Source organism: Athalassotoga saccharophila, assembly GCF_009936215.1.
Lineage (GTDB): Bacteria > Thermotogota > Thermotogae > Mesoaciditogales > Mesoaciditogaceae > Athalassotoga > Athalassotoga saccharophila.
Genome location: NZ_AP019551.1, coordinates 795,505 through 816,049 on the forward strand (window position 1 = coordinate 795,505; position 20,545 = coordinate 816,049).

Consider the following 20,545-nt stretch of genomic DNA (forward strand, 5'->3'; position numbering starts at 1 on the left):
TATTGAAAGGGGATGAAGTATTTGAAAACAAGGGGTAAGTTACTTCTTCTTTCCGCATCAATCGCCATAGTGGCCTTAGTCTTAAGCGGATGTTTTTTAATGCCTCCAACGGTAAGGTTTATCTCTCCAACCTCTCTTAACAACTCTGCATATCCGGTTAACTCTCCAATAACCTTTTCATGGTCTGGCGAGAGTGGCCTTACTTACACCTTAACTCTTTCTGCATCCGGCATCGGTCCGATAACTTTGCTTTCTAATTCGAATCTTACAACCTACCAAACATCGATAGCGACGCCCGGAGTCTACACGGCCCAAATCGTCGGTAAAACGAACTTGGGTGGTACCGGCAAAGATACCACGACATTTAACGTTACGTCTTTGAAGATCACCAATTCTGCCACAATTTACGCCAAGAACAGCGTGACGGTCTCTTGGGAATCTCTCGACAACAAGCCTCACACGTACCTTTACTCGATAGACAATGGCGCAAGTTGGACAAGTACAACACAAACGAGTGCGACCTTGACAAATCTTCCAGATGGAAATTACACATTCATGGTCAAACTTGCCCAGTCTTATGTCCCTCCGGCCGTTTACAATTTTGAAATTTTGACGGCAGGACCAACGATAGGAATAGCGGTTTCCGACAGAACTGAAGGTGGATTTTACGGAATAGGTTCCCATCCTCAGGGCAGGTATGCAGAAATAAGTTGGGCATCTAACCAGCCTTTGGGCGCTTTACTTGTTAGATTTTACATGTACGGGCCATTGGGGACTGGCATAAGATACAGGCTTAACATCTCTCCAAATGGTCAGTGGGTTGTCCTTCCGGCCACATCGACGGCCCAGCAATGGTATTTGATTCCTCATCCGAATACGAATACCGACATGATAATTTCGGCAACAGGCCCTGGTAGTTTGCAGGTCTACGATATGAGTGGAAATGCTTACAACGTACCTGCGTTCCAATTGGGTCAGACCTACGCGATAGGTATGTTGCCCGTTAACTGGCTTGGAACACAAGGATCCTTTGCAATAGCCCCATTTGTGCTTAGCGAAAGATATGGACTTTCGAATATGCCGCAAATGTACGTTGGATACAACACGACCTCAGTTGCAACGGGTGGATCTTTTGTTGCATCTGTTTACGCTCCAAACCTTACGGCATACGCGTCTGGCACCCATCAGATAGTCAACGACAATGTCGATCATACAGACATCACAACGAACAATGGTCTTATGTACATGCAATTCTCAGTTCAACTCTCCCCCGGCCTTCAACTTAACAGCGTTACATTCCCGGACATGATGGCGGGAAAGGTTAACCTTTGGACGTACAAGTACGATCCAAATACCGGAATTCTTACTGTGTACAGAGGATTTGTAAATCCTGTCCCGGGCGCACCGGTGGCGCAGTCTGCAACCGATATAGCCGTCCAGTTACAATGCACGGTACCGGCCACCTACAGCGGATCTTACGCCTTTGCAAGCGTAGTCTATGAAGGATACTTTGGCAATGAAGGATACAGCAATCTCAATCCCGTCTTCAAAGATAATTCTTTGAGGAATATAGACGGTGTTGTGATTTTGAGATCGGTTCCGGTCGTTACCGTCGGTAGCGCTCAGTAAGCGGGGTGAATGGTATGAAAAAGATTACATTTATTCTGATCGCTTTGGTTTTGATTTCGGTCTTTGCCTTTGGAATTTCTCTAAGTACGCAGACTGTTATGAGCACAGCCACCGTTGAGGCTGTAAATGCACAAAATACCCAGTTGGATCTTCCGTGGACGGCTGGACTTAACGGTTTTAACGGAAAAACGATAGGACAGTTGTCCGTTATGAACGGGTGGCGTCCACTTCCGAAGGATTTCGTTAACGCCATTTTATCGAAGGCAAAAAAACTCACAACGACAGATGATATGCTCATGGGATCTTACACGATGTTCAATCCGTTGACGATGGATGCGTCTAACCTTCCAACTGCCTACGATCTAAGCAATCAATTCGTCCAGTATCCCGGCATTTCTTACGTAACGCCTGTCAAAGATCAGGGATACCATGGCACATGCTGGGCATTCTCCACGACTGAAACCTTTGAAACGGCCCTTGCAATGCAAGGCGTTGTACCATATTCAAATATCCCGGTTCTTTCAACCCAGTTTGTTGCATACCACGACATAAACTGGAATCTTTTGATCGCGGCAAATGGATGGGTAGTGCAGGATTCCAACTACGATGCAGGCGGAAACCAGTACTTCTCGATGTACAACGCGATAAGGTATGGAATACCACCTGCCTCGGATTTTCCGACGATATCTTACGAGAATTCTCCGTGGATAGAATGGGATCCGCAAAATCCGAACTGGCAAAAAGATTTGATTTATTCGCAGGGGACACTTTTGTTGCTCAGCGCTCCCGAGGAGGCATATTACTACAACGTTAGTTACGATCAATACATAGACGCTATAAAGACTATGATAATGAAGTACGGATCCGTCAGCGTCTCTTATTCAGTGCCGGCAGACTTTTTCAGTTATCAAAGTGGCGTTTATATTCCTGTAAATCCCGGCTCCTCTTCCAACCCTTACGAAGGAGGCCATGCCGTCCAGATAGTTGGATGGATAGACAATTACGTGGCTTCCAATGGCCAGACTTACAACGTGTGGATAGTCAGAAATTCATGGGGTTCAAGTTGGGGCATGAATGGATACTGGCTACAGCCTTGGGTAACACCTCAGGAATATGCCTCCGGCAAAGTGCCGGCATGGAAATTCGAATCTTACGGTAACTGGTTCTTCGTTCCCATTTTCAAAACAGTTAATGCCGCTTATTCTCAGGCCGACTTCAACAACGATGGATACGTTAACATGGAAGACTGGAACTTGCTCGTAAGTGCCATGCAGCAGACGAATCCATCTTCTCAAACTATAGCCAAATACGATATAGGAGTGCCAAAGACCGGAAAGATCGGTGGAGGTTCTCTGGAACAATTCATGTATTTGTGGAATCTGGCGGCCCAGAGCGGACATTAAAAGTTAACAAAACAATAAAGGGCGCTAAATGCGCCCTTTATTATTTTAACTGACTTTATGGTAAAATATTCTGTGTTTGTGAATAGAGGTGGTAGAGATTGAAAATAGGCATTCCGAGAGCGTTATATTTTTACGTATATTATCCGATGTGGTATGGATTTTTTTCGTCCCTTGGTCATGAAATGAAACTTTCCATTCCGACGAACAAAGAGATCATAAATTTAGGAGTTTCACATTCAGTTGACGATATATGTATTTCCGTTAAGGTATTTCATGGCCATGTTAAATATCTGCTCAACAAGGATGTAGACTTTGTCTTCGTTCCGAGAATCGCGAGCGAGGAAAAATACAAATACACATGTCCAAAACTTGCTGCACTTCCCGACCTTATGAAAAGTGCCTTTGTTAGCGATGCAGGTAGAATTTTGACGGCGACCTTTTACACAAGGCAGGGAGACAAACCTATCATAGAGGCTTTTGAAGAGATAGGAAGGCAACTTGGAGATCCCGAAGAAAAGGTAAAGAGAGCGACAAAAGAAGGTATAAAATACCAAAATCTCGCGACAAAAGCGTTGAGATCCGGCCATACCTTTCTTGATATTGTCAAAAACATAAAAAACCTTGAAGAACTTATAAAAAGGCCCGTCGAAAAGAAGAGATACACCGTAGCCCTCGCCGGTTTTCCTTACGATGTTTACGATACATTCACGAATGGAGATGTCATATCAAAACTTGAAGATTCCGGAGTTGGAATAGTGACGACTGATATGCTTGATCCAAAAGTTTACAAGCATTATTCCAAATACATGATAAAAGATCTGTTCTGGTATCAGGCAAATGCCGCCGCAAAAGGTGGGATGTATTACATAGATTCACCAGACATAGATGGAATAATAAGCATATCATCATTCAATTGCGGTATAAGTTCTATATATCAGAAATTACTTGATCTTTATTCAAAAGAGATTGGAAAGCCTGTCATGCACATAATAGTTGACGAACAAACCGGGGATGCTGGTCTTGCAACGAGAATAGAGGCATTTATCGATTTAATACGCGTGAAAAGAGGTGATGGTCTTGTCTCGCAAGAAAATAACCTACACGGTACCGAGAATGGGGTACACGTACGCAGCGTTTGAGAGTTTCTTTAAAATTCTTGGATACGACGTTATAATACCTGAGCCTACAAACACCGAGACTATAAAGGAAGGCGTTTCCAACTCTCCAGAGTACATGTGTTTTCCATTTAAAATATTGCTTGGTCAATTTGAAAGGGTGCTTGAGAAAAATCCCGACAGATATTTCAAGGTAGTATCTCTTGAAAGTTATGGGCCTTGCAGATTCGGATATTACAGTCCTTTGTATTACAAGATATTGAGAGACAAAGGTTTTACGAACTTTGAAATAGTCAACATCGAAGGGATCTATCCACCACTTTACAAAGGTATTCCAAGATTTTTCAAAAAACTCGTAAAACTCACCGGATGGCACGCACCGTGGACAGTTGTCAAAGCCTTTGTCATAGCGGGATGGAAGGTTTACGCGCTTGAACAACTTGAGAAAAAACTTTACCATCTCATTCCAAGAGAGAAGGTTACAGGATCAACTGAGAAGATCTTCAACGCGGCAGTTGAAAGGATAAGACATGCTCCGAACAAAGTCAAAGCCATAAAGAAGATTTTGAACGAAGAACTCGAGAAGATGGAAAATAATCCCCATGTCGAGCGCGATGATCTTCCAAAAATAGGCCTTGTCGGAGAGGCTTACATATTGATGGATTACAGCAATAACCTTGATATAGAAAAGAAACTGGCCTACATGGGAGTAGACGTGGATAGATCTTTGAGGGTTACGAACTGGACGCTTGATAGGCTCATAAAGGCAAAATCGCATAAGGCTCACATGTTAGAGGTGAACAAGGGATATCTCGATTTCTTCATAGGCGGGGATGGTCAGGAAAGTATAATGAATACGATACTTTACAAGAAGGCCGGATATGATGGCGTCATTCAGGCCCAACCATTTGGATGCTTGCCAGAGACGGCCGCAAAGGAAATTCTTACAAAAGTAAGTGAAGATTACGATATACCCGTCTTAAGTCTCGCATTTGACGAGCAAACGGGTGAGGCCGGATTCGTTACAAGGCTTGAAGCCTTTGTTGATATGATAAAGAGCAGAAGACAAATGAAAGAAGAAAAAAAGGAATCCGTAACGGTTGAAAATTAGAGGTGAAAAGATGTCAAAAACAGTTGCTTTGGGAATAGATATAGGTTCTGTAACGACGAAGGTTGTCTTTATAGACGAAAATGATGAGATAATAGAGGGTCTCTACATTCGCACGAAGGGAAATCCAATAGACACTATAAAGGCGGGAATGATAGAGGCCTACAACGTTATTTCTTCAAAATACGGAGACATAGAGGTTATGGCCGTTGGAACGACTGGAAGTGGAAGGCAACTTGCCGGTGTTGTAGTCGGTGCCGATATCATAAAAAATGAGATCTCGGCCCACGCTTACGCGGCTATTCACGAAGTGCCGGACGTTTCCACCATCTTCGAGATAGGTGGACAGGATTCGAAGATAATTTTTATAAGAAATGGGGCCGTCACGGATTTTGCGATGAACACGGTTTGCGCCGCCGGAACTGGATCTTTCCTCGATCATCAGGCCGAAAGGATCGGTATCGGTATAGAAAAATTTGGAGAATACGCACTTCGGGCCACAAATCCAGTTAGAATAGCGGGAAGATGTACCGTCTTTGCCGAATCAGACATGATTCACAAGCAGCAAATGGGTGCAACGCCAGAGGATATAATAGCTGGGCTTGCCGAAAGCCTTGTCAGGAATTACCTTAACAACCTTGCCCGTGGAAAGGAATTGCTTCCAAAATTCGTCTTCCAGGGTGGTGTGTCCGAAAATATAGGGATAGTTAAGGCTTTCGAGAATGCAGTTGGGGCAGAGGTAATAGTACCGAAGAACAACAAACTCATGGGAGCATGGGGCGTTGCGATGCTCGCAAAGAGGGAGATCGAGATAACAGGTCAAAAGACGAATTTCAAAGGTTTTAAAGTGACAGAACTTGAGCATAAAACTCGGGTCTTTTATTGTGATGGTTGCGCGAATAATTGTGAGGTGTATGAAGTCATAGAAAACGGAGAGACCATAGCCTACTGGGGAGACAGATGCGGCAAATGGTCCAACAGGTTGACTTCCAAGGTAAGAAGAACTGAAAGGGCAGACAGAAGAGAAGAAATAAACAGTGAGAAGTGAGCGGTGAATAACAAAAAACATCCAAGTGTGCTAAACAAACTTGTCGGTGTACTCGATAAGGTAGAAAAGCCCAGCAGATATATAGGTAATGAATACAATTCGGTAAAAAAAGACGCGCCCCTTTCGGTGTGTCTTGTTTTTCCCGATCTTTACGATGTGGGAATGTCGCATTTTGGAGTCAAGATCCTTTACGATATAGTTAATGATCTTGATTTTGCAAAGTGCGAAAGATCTTATTTGCCATGGCCTGACATGCAAAGGGAAATGAAGGATAATTCTATCCCTCTTTACTCTTACGAATCTTACACGCCTCTTGATCATTTTGACGTTGTTGGATTTACCCTCCAGTATGAAATGTCTTACACGAATGTCTTGAGGGCTCTAAATCTTGCAAATATACCGCTAAGAAGTGCTGATAGGGGCGAGGATTCTCCGATTGTGATAGCGGGAGGGCCATGCACCTTTAATCCGTCACCGATTGAGGATTTCATAGACGCATTTTTGATAGGAGACGGTGAAGAGGGAATCGTTGAAATGTTAGAGGCGATAAGATCTGGAAAGGACCGATCGGATAAACTTAGAAAACTTTCGAACATCGAAGGGGTTTATGTCCCTTCCCACAACAATCGTGTAAGAAAAAGAGTTGTGCACGATTTAAAGAGATCTTGGGCGCCAACGCGTCAGATCCTTCCCTATACCGAGATAGTTCATGACAGAGGCGTTGTTGAGATAATGAGAGGATGTACAAATGGATGCAGGTTTTGTCAGGCAGGGATGATATACAGACCGGTTAGAGAGAGAAGTAATGATGAGATTTTGGATATCTCTTTTGAGACGATAAAGCAAACTGGATACGAAGAATTGAGTCTTCTTTCTTTAAGCAGCGCGGATCACAGTCAAATAAAGGATATAGTTTCTTCTTTGAGAGAGATACCTTACACCTCTTTGTCTATTCCTTCGACAAGGGCCAACTCTTTAACGGTTGAAATAGCGAAGGCCATAGGAAGTGTCAGAAAAAGTGGCATAACGATAGCCCCAGAGGCGGGAACTCAAAGACTTAGAAATGTCATAAATAAGGGCATAAGCGAGGAAGATATAATCTCCGCCGCAAAACTTGCGATAGAAAATGGATGGAGAAGGATAAAACTCTACTTCATGATAGGTCTTCCGACAGAAACCGATGACGATGTCCGTGGCATAGGTCATCTCATAGACAGGATAAAGCGTATGGGCTTCTACGATCTTTCGGCGACGATAGGCGTATTCGTTCCAAAGGCGCATACTCCATTTCAATTTGAATCACAAATAATGCCGGATGAGGCCATGAGAAGGTTCAAACTTTTGAACTGGACGAATAAATTCGCAAAGTTGAATTTCACAGATCCTCACAAGGCCCTTATCGAAGGCATTCTATCCAGAGGAGGAAAGGAACTTTCTTACGTGATAGAAGAAGCAGAAAAGAGAGATTTGATATTCGCCGATTGGGACGAATTTTTCAACGCGCAAAGATGGATGGATCTTTTTAAAGAATACAATGTGGACATCGATCACATTATGGGAAAGAAGAGTTTCAAAGATGAATTCCCATGGGATTTCGTCGATTCTGGAATATCAAAGGGATTTTTGTGGGCGGAATACCAAAGATCTTTAAGAGGCGATCTTACAGTCGACTGCAGAAATGGATGCACAGGATGCGGTGTATGTCCGAACTTTGGAGTTGAGAATATAATCCACGGGGTTAGAGAATGAAGTATCTTTTCTTTTACAAAAGATACGGGCTTTTGAGATTCCTTTCGAACCACGAGACCATGAGGATGATCGAAAGGATTCTGAGAAGAACCGGAATGAATTTAAAAATGACTGAAGGCTTTCATCAAAGACTTAAACTCTCATTTGGTCAGGCACTGCCAACTGGTATAATAGACAGGGCAGGACTTTTTTTGATATCTACCGATGAAGAGATAGGTCAAGAATTCATCGGAAAGATAAACTCACTCTCTCCGCATGGATTTGAAGTGTACAGAATTTGTAAGGTTTCAGAGAAATTCGAACTCGGCAGATCCGTAAATGGGTACGTTTTTTCACTCATATTCTTAGAAGAACCTAACATTCCTGAAGGATGGAAGATCGAAAAGTATGGTAAAATATGGAAAACAAGTTTTTTCGTCGCTTTCAATTCCTCATCTCCGAGAACTAATGCGTACGGTCAGTACCTTACTTTAAGAGAGAGTGTTGTCTTTAAGGAGACTTTCAATGACGAAAGTGCTTGTTGTGGATGATTCGGATGTTTTGAGAAAAATAGCCATCTTCAATCTCTCGAAGGCCGGCTTTGAAGTTCATGAAGCGATAGACGGACTTATGGGCATTGAAAAGATAATCGAGATAAAACCCGATGTCGTTATTTTGGACATAATGATGCCGAAGTTGGACGGCTTTCAGGTGCTCGAAAAGGTAAAGAAAGACCCTCAATTGAACACGGTAAAGTTCATAGTGTTGACTGCAAAAGGAGGAGATACCGATTTAGAAAGGGCAAAAAAACTTGGAGCGGAGGAGTTCATGACAAAACCCTTTAGCCCCAAAGCCCTTGTAGAGGCGGTGGTAAGGCTTGCATCAAGATGAGAAGATCGATTTACGAAGTATATATGGCGAACTTTCGAATTATTCCCGTAATGTCGGGTGGTACAACTTTCCAAATCTCGAATACGTCGATGCCGATCGTATAATCGAAATTTTCAAAAAAGCCGTAGATGAGATAAGGAAATACAAAAAAGAGATAGAAGAATCCGCTTTAATTCTCGAAGAAAATCTTGAAGAAATTTCGAATACTTACGATTTGCTTTCGGCTCTTCTTGAGATAACGAATATTCTTTCAAAGGATATAAACCCATTCAAAGTTGCTTCGGAAATAGTCGATATCATCGAGAAAAACATAATGGCTCGAGAAATTTCCCTCTTCCTTTTCGATGAGGGAAATGAATTCGAGTTTTCAACTCCTAACGCCAAAAATACAAGAGAATTTTTTAAATCTTACAGGTTAACTTCCAAATCAGTCATTATGAATGATGCGATACCTCTTATGGTAATTCCCATCCGATCTGATGAAGAATTCAACGGTGTCTTTGTATGTATGGGGAAGGAAAATGGCACTTTTTTCAGTGCCGCGGACAGAAAATTGGTAGAGGCCGCCTCAAAACAATTAAAACTCGCTTTAAGCAATTACAGTTATTTCAAAAATGAAATGAAACGCGCGATGATAGAAAAAGAACTTGCCATAGCACGCGATATCCAGTACAAACTCTTTCCCCATACCTTTCCTCCAGATTACAAAATATGGGGAGCCTCCTTGCCCGCAAGAGAGATAGGAGGAGATTATTACGACGCCTTTGAAAGGAATGATAAACTCTTTGTGACCATTGCTGACGTTTCGGGCAAAGGTATAGGTGCGGCCATAATGATGAGCATGTTCAGAAGTTATCTCAAAAGTTTGAGTTCTAAGTCAGATCTTCACGAAATAGCCATCCTTTTGAATCATTTAATGTGCGAAGAACTTTCTGAAGATAGGTTTGTAACTGCAGTTATAGGCATCTTCGATCCGCGCAAAAAGATCTTTGAATATGTCAACGCAGGCCACGATCCAGTATTCATCTTTAAAGATGGGAAGATGAAATTGCTTGAATCTGAAAATCCACCTTTCGGAGTTATTGAAAATGGCGATTTTTACATTCCCAAAAGTGTTGGACTTTCCGAGGGTGATTTACTTGTCATGTACACCGATGGATTTCCCGAGGCAAGAAATGAAAAAAATGAAGAGTATGGCCTTGAAAGGTTATTCAAAAAAATCGCCGAATTAAGTGACAGATCTCCGACCGAGATAGTGAGATCTCTTTTGGAAGACGTAAAAGCATTTTCCCAGTCCACCTCTCAACATGATGATATGACGATCCTCGTTATGAAAGGTTAAACTTGTAATGAGATTCAGAAAGAAATTTCATTTTAAGATATCGAATCTTCCTTACTTTACAAAGTGGCTTATACTCGGGATAATAATAGGAGTCTTGAGCGGATTTGCCTCAACTTTGCTTTATTACTCCGTAGAACTTTCGGAAAAATTCTTCCTTGGTTATCTTTTGGGAATGCACATTCCGCGCACAGTAGGCGATGGTGGTATTCTTAACTATTCCGTCGACAGAATATACCTCATTCCTTTAGTTGTAATTGCAGGGGCATTTATATCTTCTCTCTTGGTCTACAAATTCGCCCCGGAGGCCGAAGGGGACAGCAAGGCGATAGAGGCATACCATCAAAAACAGGGAAAGATAAGATGGCGCGTAGCACCCGTAAAACTCGTAGCATCAGCCATTGTCATAGGATCTGGAGGAAGCGCCGGAAGGGAAGGGCCGAGTTCTCAAATTTCGGCAGGCCTCGGTGCCATGGTCGCGGACATTTTGAAATTAAACTCTGAAGATAGAAGAAAGATGGTCGCGATAGGTATTGGCGCTGGCATAGGGACGATCTTCAAATCTCCAATTGCCGGAGCGCTTATAGCCGCAGAAATACTGTACAGGAGAGATTTTGAACCGGACGTGATATATCCGGCGATAGTGGCCTCGGCAACTGGATATTCCATTCTTGGCATTTTTTACGGCTTTACCCCTATCTTTGGGTATTATTTGTCTCCTTTCAATCCGGTCAGGTTGCCCATGTACGCAGTGCTTGGAATAGTGGCAGGTTTAATGGCCATACTCTATCCAAAATCTTTTTATTACGTGCAGAGTAGATTTTCTGAGTTGAAGGTTAACAGGTACTTCAAACCGGCCATCGGTGCCGCGATAACGGGGCTTATCGCCTTGCCCTTTCCCGAGATCATGGCGAGTGGCTACGGATGGGTTCAAATTTTGATGGATCAAAAGTTCGATTTGTTTCCAACCTTTGGAATGCCGGTTTTAGTTGTGCTTTTTGCAATACCGTTTATCAAGATTTTTGCAACATCTATGACGATTGGTTCTGGTGGAAGTGGAGGATTATTTGCGCCGGGCATCTTTACAGGTGCTTTCATAGGTGCCGATATCGGCATCATCTTTCATTTTATCTTTCCCGCACAGGTGCCAACGATTGCGCCATTTGTCATCGTTGGCATGTTAGCCTTTTACGGCGCGGCCGCAAAAATTCCTGTTTCCGTTATACTAATGGTTGTCGAAATGACTGGAGGATTGCAATTGTTGCCGGCCGAAATGATAGCCGTCTCTATATCTTACCTTGTATCTGGAAATCACACGATATATCATGCTCAGGTTCCAACGAGAAAGGACTCACCTGCCCATGCCGGTGAATACAACGTGCCGATTTTGACGAGTCTTAAGATTACCGATATAGAAAATCTGAGAAACCTTTCCATCAATCCCGAAGCAGATATAAAAGAGGCAAAGGCCATGATGACACAGAATTCAGTCTCCTCTCTTGCCGTGTCAAATCAAGGTCATTTTCTTGGAGCAATTTACATGTACGATATTTACCAATTGAATGATGGAAAGGTAAGGACTTTCATGAAAACCGGTGTTGCTTCGGTAAGGCCTAATTCTACCCTTGAAGAGGCATGGGAAATAATGAATACGAACAAAAGCACGTGGGTACCAGTTGTGCTCAACGGTGCCTTTCTCGGAATAGTAACGATGACGGACATTTTAGATATTTACAGATCTAAGTTGAAATCACTTGGAATATCAGGAGAAAGTGGCGGATAAATCGGCATCAGGATGTTAAAATCGAACCGTTATGGTATAATTCAATAAATGAATTAAGGATGGTGTTTTAAAATGATGAAATTTTTTACCGTACTTTCGATAGTTGTGGTTTTGGCAAGTTTCGCGTTTGCCTTTAATCTTCAGGTTGGAGGAGGAGTTGAGATAGCATCCTTCTGGACTTCCGGTGTCGCACTTCCAACGATTAACACCTCCTTTGCCTTTCCAATCTCGAGCAACCTCTCTTTAACCGGGCAACTCGGGTCTATTTTGACTCAGCAAATGGGATATATAACCTCTACTTCAACTCAAAGTGCGGCCTTACTTGCTCTCGTTGGTGTCAGGTACACAACGTACTCATCGACGTCCGGTGATTTTCAAAGATTTGTTGGAGCAGACGTAGGGGTTATCTCCAATTTCATCCAGTCAAGTGGAGTATCTCCCATTGTGGGAATAAACGCGGGTTACATCTTTCCGATCGTCAGCGGCTTTGAAGGATACGTAAAGGGCGCTTTGAGGGTAATGATGGTTTCTGTTCCGACATCTTCCCAGATAGGCTCTACCTTCCCACTCTCATTGCCTGTTGTGGAAGTGTCGACGGGTTTGAACTTTTCTTTTTGATCGAAAATAGTAGTTGATCTGTCCGAAAATATATGGTACAATTAACTGTGTTAAAGAGCGCGTAGCTCAGATGGTAGAGCGCTTCCTTGACGCGGAAGAGGTAGCAGGTTCAATTCCTGCCGCGCTCACCAAATAGCGACCAGATAGGTCGCTTTAGTTTTATAAAAAGGAGAGAAAATGAAAGTAGGCGTTGTAGATGCGGGAAGCAATTCTTTTTTGCTTTTGATGGCTGAGAAAAAAGACGAAAAGATAGAGTATTTTTTTGATACGTCCCGAATAGTTGGCCTTGGCCACCTCTTGAATGGAAAGGTAAGGGAGGAAAATTTTAAAAAGGCCTTGGAAGTTGTAAAAGAGTACAGAGTAATTTGCGAGGAACATTCAATCGACAAAACTGTAATCACCGGAACCGAGATCTTCAGAAAAATTGATAAAAAGTATTTCGAAATTCTATCTGAAAACTTCGATAAGTCCATTATTTTAACTCATCGGGAGGAATCTTTATTTTCTTACAGATCTGTCGTCGAGGATGAGAAATTCAATTTCGATCCTGTAGTTGTGGATATAGGCGGCGGCAGTTTTGAGATTGCATGGAAAGATGAAGATTTCATTTTTAAAAGCATCCCCATGGGAGCGATCTTCATAACGGACAAATTCATAAAAGGATATCCAGTTGGAGATCAATTGGATCGAATAGAATTAGACTCTTACCTTGAAATTCCGAATAAACCACTTGTTTCGATAGGCGGTACGGGTACAACGATCGCCTGTATCGTTGAGAAGAAAAAATTCGATCCAGCCTTAATTCACGGTAAATTTTTGAAATTCGAAACCTTGAAATTGCTTTTTGAAAGAATGAAGAAAATGACGTTAGAAGAAATTTCTTCACTTGAGGGAATGGAGAGAGGAAGAGAAAGGATAATAATCTCGGGATTATTTCTTCTTTTGCGCATTCTCGAGAAAAATTCTCTCGACGGTCTTTACGTCTCAACAAGAGGTCACAGGTACACTGTAGCACGAGACACATTGGAAGGAAAGATATGATCGTAATTAGATTGAATAAAAGAGGAATGGAAAAGATATCGAGGAAACATTTGTGGATCTTCTCCGATGAGGTTACAGAAATTATTGCCGACAGCGAGTCGGGTATTGCCAATCTTTTCTACGAAAATCATTTTGTAGGTCGTGGCCTTTACAATGGAAGATCAAAAAACATCGTAAAATTTCTCACTTCTAAGGATGAAGAAATAAACGAAGATTTTTTCAAGAAAAGATTTAATTTGGCCTTAAAGAGAAGAGAGGGATTTTCAAAATTCAGGCGCGAAATAAATTCCGAAGGCGATCTTCTTCCAGGCCTCGTTGTTGATAGATTTGGCGATTTAATGGTTATTCAGATAAGATCCCTCGCTCTTGAGAAAATGAAGGATTCAATAGTGAAGGCGCTTGTGGATCTTTACTCTCCGTCTACCGTGTACGAAAGAAGCGATTTTGAATCACTTCCCGAGGAAGGATTATCGAGAGAAAAAGGATTGCTTTACGGCAAAATTCCGCAACCCGTGATTGTCGAGGAAAATGGTCTTAAATTTCTCGTCGATATTGTAAAGGGTCAAAAAACCGGGTTTTTCTACGATCAAAGAGACTCAAGGAAATTCGCGCGTGAATTTGCTCGTGGTACATACGCACTTGATCTTTTTACCTACACGGGAGGCTTTGCTCTAAACTTAGCGAAGGCTGGAATGAGTGTCGATGCGGTCGATCTTTCAGAGGCCGATCTTGAGACGGGAAGGCAAAATGCCATCATGAATGGTTTAGAGGTTAATTTTTTAAGGGGAGATGCTTTTAACCTTAAGGATCTTGGATCTTACGATCTCATCATCGCAGATCCTCCTTCTTTGATAAAGAGGAAAGAAGATAAACAGAAAGCCTTTGATCTGCTTTTAAAATTAACGGAGGAAATCTTCGATCATTTAAAAGAAGGTGGCAGGGTATCTTTGTGTTCTTGCGCTTACAACATAGATAGAACCATGATGGAAAAGGTCATTCTTAACTCATCGCAAAAAAAGAATTTGATCGTAAGACCTCTTGGGTGGACCGGAATGCCTTCGGACCATCCCACTTTACTTTCGATGCCAGAGACAGATTACCTGAAATGTTTTTGGTTTGAGACGTTAAGGAGTGATTTATGAGAGTGGGCACAAGCGGATTTTCATTTCCGGACTGGGTTGGAAATATTTATCCGGCAAATACGAAGAAAGAGGATATGTTTTCAGAATACTTGAAATTGGGCTTTAATGCGGTCGAGATAAACTTTACCTATTACTCTATACCATATTCTAAGACGATGAACGCTCTTTCTCAAAAGGCTCCTCAGAATTTCTCATTTTGCGTGAAACTTCATAAAAGTTTTACCCATGAATACGATCAAGATCTGAAATCTCTTTATCCCAAATTTTTGGACGGCATAAGGCCTCTTATCGATGACAAAAAATTCGGATGCCTCATAGGGCAATTTCCATACTCATTCAAAAGATCCAAAGAATCTGTAGAATATCTTTTAAAACTAAGGCAAATCATCGATATTCCACTTGTCGTCGAATTCAGAAATGATCTCTGGAATGATTCCGAAACATTTGAAATGCTCGCTGATCATCAAATCTCAATTGCCGGAGTTGATCTCCCAAAGATAAGGGGATTGAAGATGAATGAAAAGCCATTTGGAAAAATATCTTATTTCCGATTCCATGGAAGAAACGTGAACTGGTTTACCGATGAAATGAAGAGATACGATTACACATACAGCGAAGACGAGTTATTTCAACTTGCGAAAAATGTTTTGAGTACTCCCGAGCCAATATACGTTTTTTTCAACAATTGCCATAACGGTCAGGCCGCAAGAAACGCCATTCAATTTTCAGAGATCATACGGAAAGTTCGAAATTAACATTTGACTTTTGACCGGCCTTCTTTTCCACTTCTTTCCAAGTTTCGAGAAGTCCTTTCATTATTTCCATTGCTTCTTCCAACTTTTTCGGATCCTTATGAATATTTCCTTCCACGAGCGATCTGTAAACGAAATCGTACAATTCCCTGAGATTTTTTGCTATCTGGCCACCTTTTTGATCGTCTAAGATGGACATCAAATATATCGTCATATCTTGGGCTCTCAAAAGGATATTATTTCTTTTTTCGTTGTTTTCTATGTTCGCGATTGCTTTTTGTATTAATTCGATTATCTGATCGTAGAGCATTTCTATCAATTTCGCAGGACTTGCCGTCAGAATTGCATTTTTTAGATATTGATCCATTCATACTCCCTCCGTTTCGAGTATTTTTGAGAATATTTTTCTGTAAATTTCGCAGACTTTTTTTATCCTTTTGACAGTCTCATCTTTATTTTCAAGGGCCACAAATGAATTTATCTCCATGAAAATCCTTCTCTTTTGTTCTTCATCTTCCTTTGATTCAAAATTCCTCCCTATTTGTTTTATCGAACTTAAAGCGCTTTCAAAAACTTCAAAGCCATTCACAATCTGGGGCAAAACCGAAAAGATGTCATTTTCTATGTTTTGATTCTCTATCCAGTCAAGAAATTGCATGGCGTTATTTGATATCCTCAAAATGCTCTGGCTTACGGTTATGAAGGAAAGATCGACTGTTTCATTCCCGGCTAAGACGCAATTGTCTATCTCCGAGATAGGGAGTGGCTTTTTATTTATCTTTATCTCATCAAGTACGCTGTTTTGAGGATAAAGTTCAGATATAACGTCAGATAATCTGACATTTTTTTCGTACCTTTTTGCCTCATTTCCATTTATCGTAACCTTTATCATGATAACACCCTCCTTTCATATTTTCGGCAAAAAATCTAATAACTTTAATTGAAATTATAGTATAATGAGAAGGATAAAAGTTGCAAAGGGGATCTGTCTTGGAAAGAATCTTAATCGTGGAGGACGATAAAAGTATAGGGGATATACTTAATCTTTACCTTAGCAAAAAATACGATACGGTTCTTGTGAACGATGGAATGGAAGCCGCGAGAATCATAAAAAAAGAAAGATTTGATTTGATCCTGCTCGATCTGATGCTTCCGAATATAAGTGGCGAGACTCTTGCACAAATGGCCGACTTGAGTCGGATTCCTGTCATTATAATAACTGCGAAGAGTTCCGAAGAGGACATTTTAAATGGTTTGAAACTCGGCGTCATTGATTACATAACAAAGCCTTTTTCTCCCAAGATACTGCTTGCCAAGATAGACAATTTCTTTTCAAGAATGAGGAACAACGTTGTTGATCTTGGAGATGATGGCAGGAGTTTGATAATTGGCGGTAAAAAGATATACTTAACGCAGGTTGAGTCCAAACTCTTGAACTTTTTGATCAAAAATTATGGAAGAGTTTGTAAAAGAGAGGAATTGCTGATGGCCGTATGGAATGGGGAAAGATCTGAGAGAATAGTCGATGCGACTGTGAAAAATTTGAGAAAGAAGATAAAAGATAGCGGTATAGAGATAAAAACGGTGATGGGTCTTGGCTACACGATCGAAAAATCCAAAACTTTCGACTAAATTCGTACTTTATGTCATCGTACCGGTCATAATAATGGGGATTTTGATGGTATTAGCCCAGCAAAGAATATTCGAGAATAGATTTGAAAATTTCACCAGAACATATGGAAAGAGTTTCTATGGCTTCAATCCATATTTTCCCGAACAAAGGTTAAAAAACATAGAAAGAATAAAACGGGAGACGGCGATAGAGATATTCGTATCCTTCGGAATTGCCTTCGGTGCTTCGTTAGCGGTATCGATCATTCTCGCAGAAGTTTTTCAAAAGAAGATATCTGATTCCTTGAAATCCCTTTCTAAAGGCATAGAAAGAATAAAATCGAATCAAAAGCCTGACTTTTCGAATGTGAAGTTTTCCTCGGAAATAACGGATCTTGCCGCTGACATAGAGTCTTTAGCCGAAAAGTTGTCTGAGAGATCTCTTGCAAGAAAGGCTATGACCTCAAGCGTTTATCATGAGATAATGACCCCTTTGACAGTCATAAGAATGGAACTTGAAGCCGTAAGAGATGACGTTGTGCCTTACAGTAAAGAGATGGTTGACAAAATGCTTCTTAACATAGATCACATTACCGAGGTTTTAAGAGATTTAAAAAGCATAGAGGGTGATGATCTAAGTTATATAAAAGAAGAATTTGATGCAGGATTTGAGACCGAGGAGATATTCAAGTCTTTCATTCCGATTCTTGAATCGAGAAATCAAAAATTTTCCACAGATTTTAAAAGTGTTCTGATCACGGCAGACAAAAGGAGATTTAAGCAGGCGATCTTCAATTTGCTGTCAAATGCCGTCAAATACACAAAAGTTGGAGGAAGAATTTCAATAAGTGTCGATCGAGATAAAGTGGTGATTTCGAATGAATTTGAAGGAGATCCGCCGAGGCAGTCTGATTTTGGAACTGGCCTAAAGTTGGTAAAGGATTTTTGCGAATACCATGGATTTAAATTCGAAATCACTAAGTCAGAAGGGTATGTTGTCTCTTCTATATTGTTTAAGAATTAAAGATTGGCAATGTGCGATCCTCAATTTGCAATTATCTATTTACTTGTCACCGATAAATTATTGGATAAGTGAAATTAGTATATTTTCGTTCAAAAAATGTTATGATCGTTTATGTGGAGAGTGATTCAGTGAAGGTTGAAAAATTACGTTTTTTTAAAACGATGCCAGATTATAAAGAACTGATAATCCTGTCCGAGATAGATGAAGATCCTCATGTGACACAGAAAGAAATAGCGTCAAAGTGCGGTATAACTCCTCCAATGGTTAACAAATACCTTTTCGATCTCGAAAAGCAGGGATACGTCGAGATAAGAGGGACAACGACTCGAAATACAACGTACCATCTTACAGGTGATGGAAAGAACAGACTTATGATTCTTAACATTTCTTACAGCCGTGAGGTTTTGAAGATGTACAAAGATTCACAGAAAAATTTCGAGCAAGTATGGAACTATCTACTTTCGAACAATCTTAAAAGAGTGGTACTTTTTGGAGCCGGAGATGTTGGCGAGATGGCATTCGAGATAATGAAAGATCACGACATCAAGATCGTAGGTTTGATAGATGAGGACGAGAAAAGAATCGGAAAAGAGATAGAGGGATTAAAGATAAGTCCTCTTTCCGAACTTAACCAAATGGACTTTGATGCCGTTGTTATAACGTCTTATCGGCACGGTGCCGAGATGGCAAAAAGAGTTATAACTGATAAGCCTGTTTTCATTTTTTCTCTCGAGAATGGTGTAACGTCTCTTAAACTTGCAAGAAGCAAATAAAAGGGAGGGTAATGGATGTTAGGATTGATAATCGGGATTGTTGTGGTTGCAATTCTGGTGATCATCGTCGTGTGGCTAATCGCCGCTTATAACTCTCTTGTTACGCTTAAAAAGAGAGGTCAAAACGCGTGGGCTCAAATAGACGTCCAACTCAACAGAAGACATGATTTGATCCCCAATCTTGTAGAATCTGCAAAAGGATACATGAAATACGAGCAGGAAACGTTGCAAAAGGTTATCGAGGCAAGATCGAAGGCCGTTGGTGCGGGGAATATCAAAGATAAGATAGACGCTGAAAATCAATTGACCGGAGCACTTGGAAGGTTATTGGCAGTTTTTGAAAGGTATCCCGATCTGAAAGCCAATCAAAATGTGCAAATGCTCATGGAACAATTGACAGACACGGAAAATAAGATTGCCTATTCCCGCCAGTTTTACAACGATATCGTTACGAGATATAACACGAAAACTGCCGTTTTCCCTTCCAACATAGTGGCTAATCTTTTTAAATTCGAAGAGATGCCGCTTTTCAGAGCCGAAGAAGAGGTAAAATCCGTTCCAAAGGTAGATCTTAACATATGAAGGAGGTCGTCAAATGTATGTAAAGAGTACAAAAGAAATTCTTGACAAAGCGAATGCCGGGTATTATGGTGTTGGGGCTTTTAACATTAACGACATAGAATTTTTGGCTGGCATAATATCTGCCGCAGTTGAAAAGAGATCGCCTGTTATAATTCAGGCAAGCGAAGGAGCGATGGCTTATGCCGGCAATGGAGATTTTAGGAAAGGTGCCTATGTGCTTGCCGACATAGTAAGAAGATACGCGGACGATATACCAGTTCCTGTTGCTCTTCATCTCGATCATGGTCATGATATGGATCACGTTATGGCAGCGATAAAGGCAGGCTTCACGTCGGTCATGATAGATGCCTCCGCTAAGCCTTTTGAAGAGAATCTTGCCATAACATCTGAGGTTGTGAAAATTGCGCATGCCGCGGGGATCTCGGTTGAAGCAGAACTCGGTAAACTTGTTGGTGTCGAAGACAACGTCTCTGTCGCAGAAAGAGACGCGACGCTTGTTGATCCAGAGGAGGCAAAGATCTTCGTTGAAAAAACTGGTGTTGATTTTCTTGCCCCTGCAATAGGAACAAGCCACGGTGCTTTTAAATTCAAAGGTGAGGCTAAACTTGACTTTGAAAGACTTCAAAAGGTTAAGGCGCTGACAAAATTGCCGCTCGTCCTTCATGGTGCTTCAAGCGTTCTTGATGAGGATGTGCAAAAGGCGAATTCTTACGGCGCAAAAATAGAAGGCGCAAAAGGAGTTCCATTTGAGGTTTTAAAAGAGTCCATAAAGTATGGAATAAACAAAATAAACACCGATACCGATTTGAGGATTGCGTTCATAGCCGAATTGAGAAAAGCGCTTCACGATAAACCATCTGACATAGATCCAAGAGATTTCTTTAAGCCAGCCATGGAGGCCGTAAAGAAAGTTGTGGCTCAAAGAATGGATGTACTTGGATCATCGGGAAAAGCTTAA

21 protein-coding genes and 1 tRNA gene are annotated in these 20,545 nt (G+C 41.3%); 20 read left to right on the forward strand and 2 right to left on the reverse strand.

Annotated elements, in window-relative coordinates; genetic code table 11:
- Window positions 1–12: 12 nt before the first annotated feature.
- The 15 genes from ATHSA_RS04010 (at window position 13) to ATHSA_RS04080 (ending at window position 15,600) form a co-directional block, all read left to right on the forward strand.
- A complete protein-coding gene (locus tag ATHSA_RS04010) occupies window positions 13–1,629 on the forward strand; it encodes a hypothetical protein (protein ID WP_161847867.1) in 1,617 nt (538 codons plus the stop codon).
- Window positions 1,630–1,643: 14 nt separating this feature from the next.
- Window positions 1,644–3,032: a C1 family peptidase gene (locus ATHSA_RS04015; RefSeq protein WP_161847868.1), complete on the forward strand. Its 1,389-nt coding sequence runs from the start codon at window positions 1,644–1,646 to the stop codon at window positions 3,030–3,032.
- A gap of 98 nt (window positions 3,033–3,130) precedes the next feature.
- On the forward strand, window positions 3,131–4,171 hold the full coding sequence (locus ATHSA_RS04020) for an acyl-CoA dehydratase activase-related protein (RefSeq protein ID WP_161847869.1): 1,041 nt from the start codon (window positions 3,131–3,133) through the stop codon (window positions 4,169–4,171).
- Window positions 4,110–5,258, forward strand: coding sequence for an acyl-CoA dehydratase activase-related protein (locus ATHSA_RS04025; protein ID WP_161847870.1), 1,149 nt, complete (start codon window positions 4,110–4,112; stop codon window positions 5,256–5,258). Before ATHSA_RS04020 ends, ATHSA_RS04025 begins: the two co-directional genes overlap by 62 nt.
- 10 nt (window positions 5,259–5,268) lie before the next feature.
- Entirely contained in the window at window positions 5,269–6,303 is a 1,035-nt protein-coding gene (locus tag ATHSA_RS04030) for an acyl-CoA dehydratase activase (protein WP_161847871.1), read from the forward strand.
- Between the two features lie 3 nt (window positions 6,304–6,306).
- Window positions 6,307–8,052 (forward strand): radical SAM protein, encoded by a 1,746-nt coding sequence (locus ATHSA_RS04035; RefSeq protein WP_197739228.1) that lies wholly within the window; start codon window positions 6,307–6,309, stop codon window positions 8,050–8,052.
- Window positions 8,049–8,582, forward strand: a complete 534-nt coding sequence (locus ATHSA_RS04040) for a TIGR03936 family radical SAM-associated protein (protein ID WP_161847872.1) — start codon at window positions 8,049–8,051, stop codon at window positions 8,580–8,582. The genes ATHSA_RS04035 and ATHSA_RS04040 overlap by 4 nt, the downstream gene beginning before the upstream one ends.
- Window positions 8,557–8,922, forward strand: coding sequence for a response regulator (locus ATHSA_RS04045; RefSeq protein ID WP_161847873.1), 366 nt, complete (start codon window positions 8,557–8,559; stop codon window positions 8,920–8,922). The genes ATHSA_RS04040 and ATHSA_RS04045 overlap by 26 nt, the downstream gene beginning before the upstream one ends.
- Entirely contained in the window at window positions 8,909–10,264 is a 1,356-nt protein-coding gene (locus ATHSA_RS04050; protein WP_161847874.1) for a GAF domain-containing SpoIIE family protein phosphatase, read from the forward strand. Before ATHSA_RS04045 ends, ATHSA_RS04050 begins: the two co-directional genes overlap by 14 nt.
- A gap of 7 nt (window positions 10,265–10,271) precedes the next feature.
- Window positions 10,272–12,044: a chloride channel protein gene (locus ATHSA_RS04055; protein WP_161847875.1), complete on the forward strand. Its 1,773-nt coding sequence runs from the start codon at window positions 10,272–10,274 to the stop codon at window positions 12,042–12,044.
- 72 nt (window positions 12,045–12,116) lie between these two features.
- Window positions 12,117–12,662, forward strand: a complete 546-nt coding sequence (locus ATHSA_RS04060) for a hypothetical protein (RefSeq protein WP_161847876.1) — start codon at window positions 12,117–12,119, stop codon at window positions 12,660–12,662.
- Window positions 12,663–12,717: 55 nt separating this feature from the next.
- A tRNA-Val gene (locus tag ATHSA_RS04065) sits at window positions 12,718–12,793 on the forward strand.
- Window positions 12,794–12,839: 46 nt separating this feature from the next.
- Window positions 12,840–13,703, forward strand: a complete 864-nt coding sequence (locus ATHSA_RS04070; protein WP_161847877.1) for a Ppx/GppA phosphatase family protein — start codon at window positions 12,840–12,842, stop codon at window positions 13,701–13,703.
- Window positions 13,700–14,845 (forward strand): class I SAM-dependent rRNA methyltransferase, encoded by a 1,146-nt coding sequence (locus ATHSA_RS04075; protein WP_161847878.1) that lies wholly within the window; start codon window positions 13,700–13,702, stop codon window positions 14,843–14,845. The genes ATHSA_RS04070 and ATHSA_RS04075 overlap by 4 nt, the downstream gene beginning before the upstream one ends.
- A complete protein-coding gene (locus tag ATHSA_RS04080; RefSeq protein ID WP_161847879.1) occupies window positions 14,842–15,600 on the forward strand; it encodes a DUF72 domain-containing protein in 759 nt (252 codons plus the stop codon). The genes ATHSA_RS04075 and ATHSA_RS04080 overlap by 4 nt, the downstream gene beginning before the upstream one ends.
- Here the strand turns inward: ATHSA_RS04080 and fliS are convergent.
- Window positions 15,578–15,964, reverse strand: coding sequence for a flagellar export chaperone FliS (gene fliS / locus ATHSA_RS04085; protein WP_161847880.1), 387 nt, complete (start codon window positions 15,962–15,964; stop codon window positions 15,578–15,580). The two genes, ATHSA_RS04080 and fliS, sit on opposite strands and share 23 nt — an antisense overlap.
- Window positions 15,965–16,489 (reverse strand): hypothetical protein, encoded by a 525-nt coding sequence (locus ATHSA_RS04090; protein ID WP_161847881.1) that lies wholly within the window; start codon window positions 16,487–16,489, stop codon window positions 15,965–15,967.
- 98 nt (window positions 16,490–16,587) lie between these two features.
- Here ATHSA_RS04090 and ATHSA_RS04095 point away from each other — a divergent pair, with 98 nt between their 5' ends.
- From ATHSA_RS04095 to fba, 5 genes are all read left to right on the forward strand, one after another.
- Window positions 16,588–17,229 carry a response regulator transcription factor gene (locus ATHSA_RS04095; RefSeq protein WP_161847882.1) on the forward strand — a complete coding sequence of 214 codons (642 nt, stop codon included), beginning with the start codon at window positions 16,588–16,590 and terminating at the stop codon, window positions 17,227–17,229.
- Window positions 17,192–18,232, forward strand: coding sequence for a sensor histidine kinase (locus tag ATHSA_RS04100; protein WP_161847883.1), 1,041 nt, complete (start codon window positions 17,192–17,194; stop codon window positions 18,230–18,232). The genes ATHSA_RS04095 and ATHSA_RS04100 overlap by 38 nt, the downstream gene beginning before the upstream one ends.
- Window positions 18,233–18,360: 128 nt before the next feature.
- A complete protein-coding gene (locus ATHSA_RS04105) occupies window positions 18,361–19,005 on the forward strand; it encodes a winged helix-turn-helix transcriptional regulator (protein ID WP_161847884.1) in 645 nt (214 codons plus the stop codon).
- A 24-nt stretch (window positions 19,006–19,029) separates the two neighbouring features.
- Window positions 19,030–19,587 carry a LemA family protein gene (locus ATHSA_RS04110; RefSeq protein WP_408626222.1) on the forward strand — a complete coding sequence of 186 codons (558 nt, stop codon included), beginning with the start codon at window positions 19,030–19,032 and terminating at the stop codon, window positions 19,585–19,587.
- Between the two features lie 13 nt (window positions 19,588–19,600).
- Complete coding sequence (fba, locus tag ATHSA_RS04115; RefSeq protein ID WP_161847886.1) at window positions 19,601–20,545, forward strand: class II fructose-1,6-bisphosphate aldolase; 945 nt, start codon at window positions 19,601–19,603, stop codon at window positions 20,543–20,545.